Source organism: Stenotrophomonas sp. 05L44_2, from assembly GCF_056665995.1.
Genome location: NZ_JBFTNR010000089.1, coordinates 1 through 8450 on the forward strand (window position 1 = coordinate 1; position 8450 = coordinate 8450).

8 protein-coding genes are annotated in these 8450 nt (G+C 67.3%); 4 read left to right on the top strand and 4 right to left on the bottom strand.

The features are described 5' to 3' along the window. A partial coding sequence (locus AC1VAN_RS04990; RefSeq protein ID WP_480985375.1) for a class I SAM-dependent methyltransferase occupies positions 1–555 on the bottom strand: 555 nt, incomplete at its 3' end. A 169-nt stretch (positions 556–724) separates the two neighbouring features. Here AC1VAN_RS04990 and AC1VAN_RS04995 point away from each other — a divergent pair. Beyond that, positions 725–1681, top strand: a complete 957-nt coding sequence (locus AC1VAN_RS04995) for an aldo/keto reductase (RefSeq protein WP_105164849.1) — start codon at positions 725–727, stop codon at positions 1679–1681. A gap of 66 nt (positions 1682–1747) precedes the next feature. Here AC1VAN_RS04995 and AC1VAN_RS05000 read toward each other — a convergent pair whose 3' ends face one another. Then, positions 1748–2653 carry an NAD(P)/FAD-dependent oxidoreductase gene (locus AC1VAN_RS05000; RefSeq protein ID WP_080149589.1) on the bottom strand — a complete coding sequence of 302 codons (906 nt, stop codon included), beginning with the start codon at positions 2651–2653 and terminating at the stop codon, positions 1748–1750. Then, positions 2643–3098 (bottom strand): Rrf2 family transcriptional regulator, encoded by a 456-nt coding sequence (locus AC1VAN_RS05005; protein ID WP_032976824.1) that lies wholly within the window; start codon positions 3096–3098, stop codon positions 2643–2645. The genes AC1VAN_RS05000 and AC1VAN_RS05005 overlap by 11 nt, the downstream gene beginning before the upstream one ends. A gap of 183 nt (positions 3099–3281) precedes the next feature. Here AC1VAN_RS05005 and AC1VAN_RS05010 point away from each other — a divergent pair, with 183 nt between their 5' ends. After that, positions 3282–5402 carry a methyl-accepting chemotaxis protein gene (locus AC1VAN_RS05010; RefSeq protein WP_480985376.1) on the top strand — a complete coding sequence of 707 codons (2121 nt, stop codon included), beginning with the start codon at positions 3282–3284 and terminating at the stop codon, positions 5400–5402. Between the two features lie 102 nt (positions 5403–5504). Here the strand turns inward: AC1VAN_RS05010 and AC1VAN_RS05015 are convergent, their stop codons facing one another. Continuing rightward, positions 5505–6407: a LysR substrate-binding domain-containing protein gene (locus AC1VAN_RS05015; RefSeq protein WP_480985377.1), complete on the bottom strand. Its 903-nt coding sequence runs from the start codon at positions 6405–6407 to the stop codon at positions 5505–5507. A 105-nt stretch (positions 6408–6512) separates the two neighbouring features. On the opposite strand from AC1VAN_RS05015, the gene AC1VAN_RS05020 reads away from it, so the two are divergent. Both AC1VAN_RS05020 and dkgB read left to right on the top strand, forming a co-directional pair. After that, on the top strand, positions 6513–7727 hold the full coding sequence (locus AC1VAN_RS05020) for an MFS transporter (RefSeq protein WP_059065570.1): 1215 nt from the start codon (positions 6513–6515) through the stop codon (positions 7725–7727). Between the two features lie 85 nt (positions 7728–7812). After that, a partial coding sequence (dkgB, locus tag AC1VAN_RS05025; RefSeq protein ID WP_480985378.1) for a 2,5-didehydrogluconate reductase DkgB occupies positions 7813–8450 on the top strand: 638 nt, incomplete at its 3' end.

The following is an 8450-nucleotide window of genomic DNA, read 5'->3' on the forward strand; positions in this document are numbered from 1 at the left end:
GCCCTGGAACATGCCCTGCGCCTGGCCGGCCTTGCGCCAGTTGTGCACGTTGCGGAAGGTCAGCACCACATCGGCCGAGTTGGCTGCACCGAACACCGGCTTGGCCGGGTCGTAGGCAACCACTGCGGTTTTGTCGAACTGTGCCGGTGCGGCGGCGTACTTCTTTTCCAGGCTGTCGCGGCTGCGCTGCTGGTAGTCGCGGCCGCGACCTTCAGCCACGGCCTGCGGATCGACCACCGCAGCGATGTAATGACCCTTGTCGCGCAGCAGCGGCGCCAGGATCTCCGAGTACCAGCCATTGCCCGGGGTGATCTCGATGACGGTCTTTTCCGGCGCGACGCCAAAGAAGCCCAAGGTCTGGGCAGGATGACGGAAACCGTCGCGCTTGACGTTGGCGGGGTCGCGGGTCGAGGCCTTCACCGCGGCATCGATCGCGGGCGACACCTGGATCTTTGCCGGTGCGACCGTGGCCGGCGCGGCGAATGCGGGAACGGCAACCAGCAGGGCCGAAGCAAGCAGCAGGCGGCAACCACGCAGGGATGAGGCAGCAATCATCGGGGCGACTCCAGCGGAAGATGCGGCGAGACTAGCAGCCGCCGCGCCACAGGTGTTCACAAAACGTTAGCCGCGTGCGCGGTGCGGAACACAGTTTTGTGGTCAGCGCCGCAGCGCGGTCATACATCGCGTTCTATCCTGAAGGACTTCCCCCAAGGAGTCCGTGCCCATGACGGCAAACCGCGAACTGGGCCGTTCAGGCCTGCATGTAGCTCCGCTCGCCTTCGGTGGCAACGTGTTCGGCTGGAGCGCTGATGAGAAGGCCAGCTTCGCCCTGCTGGATGCCTTCGTCGATGCCGGCTTCAACCTGGTCGACACCGCCGACGTGTACTCGGCGTGGGTGCCGGGCAACCAGGGTGGCGAGTCGGAGACGCTGCTGGGCAAGTGGTTCGCGCGCAGCGGCAAGCGCGACAAGGTGGTGCTGGCGACCAAGGTGGCCAAATGGGCCGAGCGCCCCGGCCTCACCCCGGACAACATCAATGCGGCGGTGGAGGATTCGCTGCGTCGCCTGCAGACCGAGGTGATCGATCTGTACCAGGCTCACGAGGACGATGAATCCACGCCGCTGGAAGCGACCCTGGCCGCGTTCGGTCGCCTGATCGAGGCGGGCAAGGTGCGCGCGATCGGCGCGTCCAACTACAGCGCCACGCGTCTTGCCGATGCCTTGAAGGTCTCCACCGACTACGGGCTGCCGCGCTATGAAACCCTGCAGCCGGAGTACAACCTGTACGACCGCGCCGGCTACGAGAAGGAGCTGGAACCGCTGGTGCAGCGCGAGCAGATCGGCGTGATCAACTACTACGCACTGGCCAGCGGCTTCCTCAGTGGCAAGTACCGCACGCCGGACGACGCCGGCAAGAGTTCCGCGCGCGGCGCCACCGTGGTCAAGCGCTACCTGAACCCGCGCGGCCTGCGCATTCTGCAGGCACTGGATGACGTGGCCAGCAAGCACAACGCCACTGCCGCGCAGATCGCGCTGGCATGGCAGATCGCACGGCCGTCGATCACCGCACCGATCGTCAGTGCCACCAGCGTGGAGCAGCTGCACGACCTGCTGGCGGCGGCGAACGTGGCGTTGAGCGTGCATGACGTGGCACAGCTGGATGCGGCCAGCGTGGAAGGTTGAAGGCGGAGGGTGCCGGCCAACGTCGGCACCCTTCAACGGATCCGCGCCATGCGTGGATGCATTGCCTCAGCGCGGCAGGCTGTCCTCGGCCACCAGCGCATGGTGCATGCCGATGCCCGCGCGCACGCCTTCTGCCATGGCCAGGGTGATGTTGCCGACCGTGGTCGCATCACCGGCGGCGTACACGTTCGGCACCGAGGTCTGTTTCATCATGTCCACCTCGGCCAGCACGCCCAGCGGACTCTCCACCAGCGCGCAACCCAGCTGCTGCACCAGCGGCGTGGCCATCTGCTGCATGGCCGGCACGAACAGCGCACGCTGGGCGACACGGCGACCGTCAGCAAGTTCCACTTCCAGCCACGTCGGCTGCTCGCCGTGCACACCTACCACCGGCGTGGTTTCCACCTGCACGCCGCGTTGCTGCATGGCGGCCAGCTCCTCGTCGCTGATCGGCAGGCCCTGGCTGAAGAAGGTGACGTTGCCCCAGTCGGCGAACAGCGGCGCCTTGCCGGCCGACATCGGATGGCCGCCGAGCAGGCCGATCGAACCGCCACCCACTTCATAACCATGGCAGTACGGGCAGTGCAGCACGGTGCTGCCCCAGCGCTCGGCCAGGCCGGGCAGATCGGGCAGCTGGTCGGCGATACCGGTGGCCAGCAGCAGCTTGCGCGCGGTCAGTACCTGGCCGTCGGCCGTACGCACCTCCACACCTTCGGTGCGGAGCGTGGCCTGCACCGCTTCGGCATTCAGCCAACGCACGGTCGGGTAGTCCAGCAGTTGCTGGCGCGCGTTCTTCAACAACTCGGCGCCACTGATGCCGTCCAGGCCCAGCACGCCGTGCGAATGGCTGGCGAAACGGTTTCGCGGCGAACCCGCATCGATGATGGTGACCGGCCGGCGCGCACGCGCCAGGATCAGTGCGGCGGCGATGCCGGCGTAGCTGCCGCCGACGATGAGGACATCAGGATTCATGGTGACCTTCCAGGGAACGGTGATGGGCAAGATGGCGGGCGAAGTCGGCGCCAAGCTGGTCGAGGGTGGTTGCCTGCAGCCGCTGCTCGAGCAGGCGCTGCGCTTCGCGGGCACTCTCCAGCAGGGCCTGGTTGACCAGCTGCTGGATCGGGCAGCCGCCCCTGCCTTCGCGGGTACCGACCTGGACCATCGGCGGCGCGCCGATGGCCTGGTAGACGTCGTACAGGGTGATCGTCGCCGCATCGCGGGCGAGCTGGCTGCCGCCACCGTGGCCGCGCGTGCTGCGTACCAGGCCGGCCTTGTGCATCTGCGCCAGCAGGCGGCGGATCACCACCGGATGGGTCGGCAGGCAGGTCGCCAGCTGTTCGGAGGTTCGCGGCCCGTGCTGGCCGACCAGATGGGCCATCACGTGCAGGGCGTCGGAAAGCGGATTCGCGGATTTCATGTAACAACAATAGTTACATTTAAACCACCTGTCGAGGGTCTTCTTTCGTTCCATATGGACACATTTGTCCAATGAAACACATTCTTCACATCACTAAACAGAACGGGAATGTGACACGCATCGCACTTCAGAGCGCTAAAGGACGGTCGATACCGCATCGCACCCCTTCCGAGATCTCGTCCCATGAAAGCCTCTTCCCATGCGCCGCGGCTGCAGTCGAAGCTGCTCGGTGCCGTTTCTGTTGGTCTGGCTGTTGTCCTGGTATGCGCCCTGGCGGGCCTGGCGTCGGCCTGGTTGAAGCTGTCCACCGACGTACCGCCGGAGGTTGCCCACAGCCGTGACGCCGAGCGCCTGCAACGCGAATTCCGCGGGCAGGTACAGGAGTGGAAGAACGTGCTGCTGCGCGGCCACGATGACGCGCTGCGCCAGCATCACCTGCAGGCCTTCGACAACGAAGGCCGCGTCGTTGCCGAACTGGCCACGGGCCTGGCCGCCAGCCCCGATGCGCGCACGCGCGAACTGGCGCAGGCGTTTTCCGGCCTGCACGCACAGTTGCAGCAGGACTACCACGCCGCACTGCAGGCCTTCGCTGACGCCAGCTACGACCCGGCGGTCGGCGATTCCCTGGTGCGCGGCAAGGACCGTCCGGTGGCCAGTGCGCTGGATGCCCTGAGCATGCGTGCCACCGAGGTAGCCGAGGCTGCAGTGACCGCGCGTTCGCAGGATTCCCGACAGGTGCTGGTGGTGTGCGCCGCGCTGACCATCGGCGCCGCCGTGCTGCTGCTGATCGCCCTTGGCTGGTGGCTGCGGCGCGCCGTGGTGCAGCCGGTGCTGGCGGTGGAAGCGGCCGCGCGTGCGGTTGCCGCCGGTGACCTCGACCACGTGGTGCAGGTGCGCAGCCGCGACGAGATCGGTCGCCTGGCACAGGCGATGCAGGCCGTGCAGAGCACCCTGCGTGGCGTGCTTGATGCGCAGACCGCGATGGCAAGGGCACACGACGCCGGCACGATCAGCCACCGCATGGACAGCAGCGCCTTCCCCGGCGCCTACGGCACGATGGTGGCCGACACCAACACCCTGGTCGATGCGCACATCCAGGTGAAGATGCGCGCGATCACGATCATGGGCCGCTATGCAGTGGGCGATCTCAGCCTGGACATGGAACGCCTGCCCGGCGAGAAGGCCGTGATCACCCAGGCGCTGGATGCGGTGAAATCCAACCTGGGCGCGATCAACGGCGAAATCCGCCGCCTGGCCGAAGCTGCGGCAGCAGGCGATTTCAGCCAACGCGGCGACAGTGCGCGCTTCGAGCATGATTTCCGCGCGATGGTCGATGGCCTGAACCGATTGATGCAGACCACCGAACAGAACCTGGGCGAGGTCTCGGCCATGCTGCGTGCCATTGCCGATGGTCGACTGGGTGCGCGTATGGACGGCGACTTCCAGGGCGTGTTCGCCCGCATTGCGGGGGATGCCAACGCCACCGCCGCACAGCTGGCGACGATCGTCAGCGACATCAAGCACGCCTCCGGCAGCATCCACACCGCCGCTGCGGAAATTTCCGCCGGCAACAACGACCTGTCGCGCCGCACCGAACAGCAGGCGGCGAACCTGGAAGAAACCGCCGCGTCGATGGAGGAACTGACCTCCACCGTGCGCCAGAACGCCGAGCATGCGCGGCAGGCCAACCAGCTGGCGATCGGTGCGCACAGCGTGGCCTCGCACGGCGGTGAAGTGGTCGGCCAGGTCGTGGCGACGATGGATGCGATCGAAGGCTCGTCGCGGCAGATCGCCGACATCRTCAGCGTCATYGAMGGCATCGCGTTCCAGACCAACATCCTGGCGCTGAATGCAGCGGTGGAAGCGGCGCGTGCCGGCGAGCAGGGCCGTGGATTCGCGGTGGTCGCCAGTGAAGTGCGTACGCTGGCACAGCGGTCGGCGGCGGCGGCCAAGGAAATCAAATCGCTGATCGAGGCGTCGGTGGAACAGGTTGGCCACGGTGCGCAGCGTGTGCGCCAGGCCGGCGACACCATGGCCGAGATCGTCGCGTCGGTGCAGCGCGTGACCGACATCATGGCCGAGATCTCCGCTGCGTCGCAGGAGCAGTCGGCCGGCATCGAGCAGGTCAGCCAGACCATCATCCAGATGGATGGCACCACCCAGCAGAATGCCGCGCTGGTGGAAGAAGCGAGCGCCGCGGCACGCAGCCTGGAACAGCAGGCGGATCGCCTGATCGAAGCGGTGGATGTGTTTGATCTGGGAACCGCGACGGCGAGCAAGGGTGCGCTGGCGCGCGCGGCCTGACGGATCCACCGGGCAGTGTGGGGGTTGCCGGCCAGCGGCCGGCACTACCATGCGTGCGATTCCCGGTAATGCCGGCCGCTGGCCGGCAACCCGGACACTCCATCAGCGCAGGTAATCCGAGGCGGCCATCGCCTCGCCCAGGTAATCCAGGAACGAGCTGATCCGTGCCGATACGGCCGTGTTGCGGTAGTACACCGCATGGATCGGCTGGTACACATCCAGCGTCTGCGCGGCCAGCACCGGCACCAGGGTGCCGGCCGCGCGGTCGCGTTCGGTCACGAAGTCGGACAGGCAGGTGATGCCCACGCCCTCCACCGCCAGCGTGCGCAGGGTCTCGCCGCTGGACACCGCGATGTCCGGGCGCACCAGCAGCTGCCCCTCGGCATCGCCCGGCAGCGGCCAACGGTTCAATGACTCCGGCTCGTTGAACCCCAGCAGCGTGTGCTGACCCAATGCCACCACGCTGGCCGGCTCGCCGTGCGTGGCCAGATAGGCCGGGCTGGCCAGCACCTGCAGCCGGCAGCGCCCCAGCGGCCGCGCATGCAGGGTGGAATCGGCCAGCGGGCCGATACGGATCGCCAGATCGGTGCGCCGTTCCAGCAGGTCGATGTAGCGCTCGGAACTGTTCAACTCCAGCTGCACGTCCGGATAGCGCGCGCGGTAACCAGCGACCAGCGGCRCGATCACGTGCAGCAYGAACGGCRTSGCTGCATCCACCCGCARCCGSCCWGCCGGAYGCTSSCGSCGCGCCGCCATCTGTTCCTCGGCCGATTCCACCGCATCGATGATCGCCCGCGCATGGCGCAGGTAGGCCTCGCCCTCGGCGGTCAGGTGCAGGCGGCGGGTGGTGCGGGTCAGCAGGGTCGTGCCCAGCTTGTCCTCCAGACGGCCCAGCGCGCGGCTCACGCCCGAAGGTGTCTGCCCCAGCTGCTCGGCAGCCGCGCTGATCGAACCGCTGTCGATCACCGCCAGGAAGGCCTGCATTTCGTCGAGGGTGGTTTTCATGGCGCCATTATTGACCACGCGGCAAGAGTGATTGGCGTGAAGACCGGTTTTTCGGCAAAGGTCGGCCGCGCACACTGCGCGCCTTCCTTCCCTCTGGACACTGTCATGATCCGTGGCATTCCGCTCGCCCTGCTGGCGCTGACCCTCGGTGCCTTTGCCATCGGCACCACCGAATTCGTCATCGTCGGCCTGATCCCGACCATCGCCGCCGACCTGCAGGTCAGCCTGCCCTCGGCCGGCCTGCTGGTCTCCCTGTATGCCCTGGGCGTGGCCGTCGGCGCGCCGGTGTTGACCGCGCTCACCGGCCGCGTGCCGCGCAAGACCCTGCTGGTGGCGCTGATGGTGCTGTTCACCCTCGGCAACGTCATCGCATGGATGGCACCGGGCTACACCTCGCTGATCGTCGCCCGCATCCTCACCGGCCTGGCCCACGGCGTGTTCTTCTCCATCGGCTCGATCATCGCCACCGCCGTGGTGCCGAAAGAGAAGGCCGCCAGCGCGATCGCCATCATGTTCACCGGCCTGACCGTGGCGCTGGTGACCGGCGTGCCGCTGGGCACCTTCATCGGTCAGCACCTGGGCTGGCGCGCCACGTTCCTGGCCGTGGCCGGCCTGGGCGTGATCGCGCTGCTGGGCAGCCTGCTGTTCGTGCCGCGCGGCCTGGCACAGAGCGCGCCGGCCACCTTCCGCCAGCAGCTGGGCGTGCTGGCGCAGCCGCGCCTGCTGATGGTGTATGCCATCACCGCGCTTGGCTACGGCGGCACCTTCCTGTCCTTCACCTACCTGGCGCCGATCCTGCAGGACGTCACCGGCTTCTCGGCCAACGCGGTCAGCCTGGTGCTGCTGGTGTATGGCGTGTCGGTGGCGATCGGCAACCTGTGGGGCGGCCGCATGGCCGACCGCATGGGCCCGATTCCCGCGCTGAAGCGCATCTTCGCGCTGCTGGCCATCGTGCTGCTGGTCATGACCTTCACCGCCCACAACACCTGGCTGATGCTGCTGACCGTGCTGGCACTGGGCGCGGTGGCGTTCGGCAACGTGCCCGGCCTGCAGGTGTACGTGGTCAAGCAGGCACAGCGCTACGCACCGCAGGCGACCGATGTGGCTTCGGGCCTGAACATCGCCGCCTTCAACATCGGCATCGCGCTGGGTGCGTCGCTGGGCGGCCTGGTGGTCGAGCACATCGGCCTGATGCATACGCCGTGGCTGGGTGCGCTGGTGGTGGTCGGTGCGTTCGCACTGACGGCGCTCAGCGGCCGCCTGGACCGTCGCGACGGCATCGACGATCGCGCCGAGGGGATCGCGGTGAGCGCGCACTGATGCATGCAATGCACCGTTGCCGGCATGCACACGGCCCCTGCCCTACCCTTTGCGATCACCTCCTTCCCCCGCTTTGGAGTTCTCCATGACTGTCCCCGCTTTCGGCCTCGGCACCTTCCGCCTGAAAGACCAGACCGTGATCGACTCGGTGCGCAACGCGCTGGACGTCGGCTACCGCGCCATCGACACCGCGCAGATCTACGGCAACGAAGCCGAGGTCGGCCAGGCCATCGCCGAGTCCGGCGTACCGCGTGACGAGATCTACCTGACCACCAAGGTGTGGATCACCGAGTTCAAGCGCGATGCGCTGCTGGCCAGCCTGCGCACCAGCCTGGAAAAGCTGCGCACCGACCATGTCGACCTGGCGTTGATCCACTGGCCGTCACCGAACGACAAGGTCGATACGCCGATGGAGGAATACCTGCCTGCCCTGGCCGCCGCCAAGGCACAGGGGCTGACCCGGGAGATCGGTATCTCCAACTTCACCATCGCCCAGACCCGCAAGGCGATCGAGATCCTCGGCGCCGATGCCATCGCCACCAACCAGATCGAGATCCACCCTTACCTGCAGAACCGCCTGCTGGTGAAGTTCCTGCAGGACAACGGGATCCGCGTCACTGCCTACATGAGCCTGGCCTACGGCGAGGTGATCAAGGACCCAGTGATCCAGGCCATCGCCGGCCGTCATCAGGCCAGCCCGGCGCAGATCGCGCTGGCATGGGC

What these genes read in the sequence shown, in the direction of transcription:
- AC1VAN_RS05000 (WP_080149589.1), bottom strand. Translation starts at nt 2,653, where the DNA reads ATGAATCCTGATGTCCTCATCGTCGGCGGCAGCTACGCCGGCATCGCC.
- AC1VAN_RS04995 (WP_105164849.1), top strand. Translation starts at nt 725, where the DNA reads ATGACGGCAAACCGCGAACTGGGCCGTTCAGGCCTGCATGTAGCTCCG.
- AC1VAN_RS05005 (WP_032976824.1), bottom strand. Translation starts at nt 3,098, where the DNA reads ATGAAATCCGCGAATCCGCTTTCCGACGCCCTGCACGTGATGGCCCAT.
- AC1VAN_RS05020 (WP_059065570.1), top strand. Translation starts at nt 6,513, where the DNA reads ATGATCCGTGGCATTCCGCTCGCCCTGCTGGCGCTGACCCTCGGTGCC.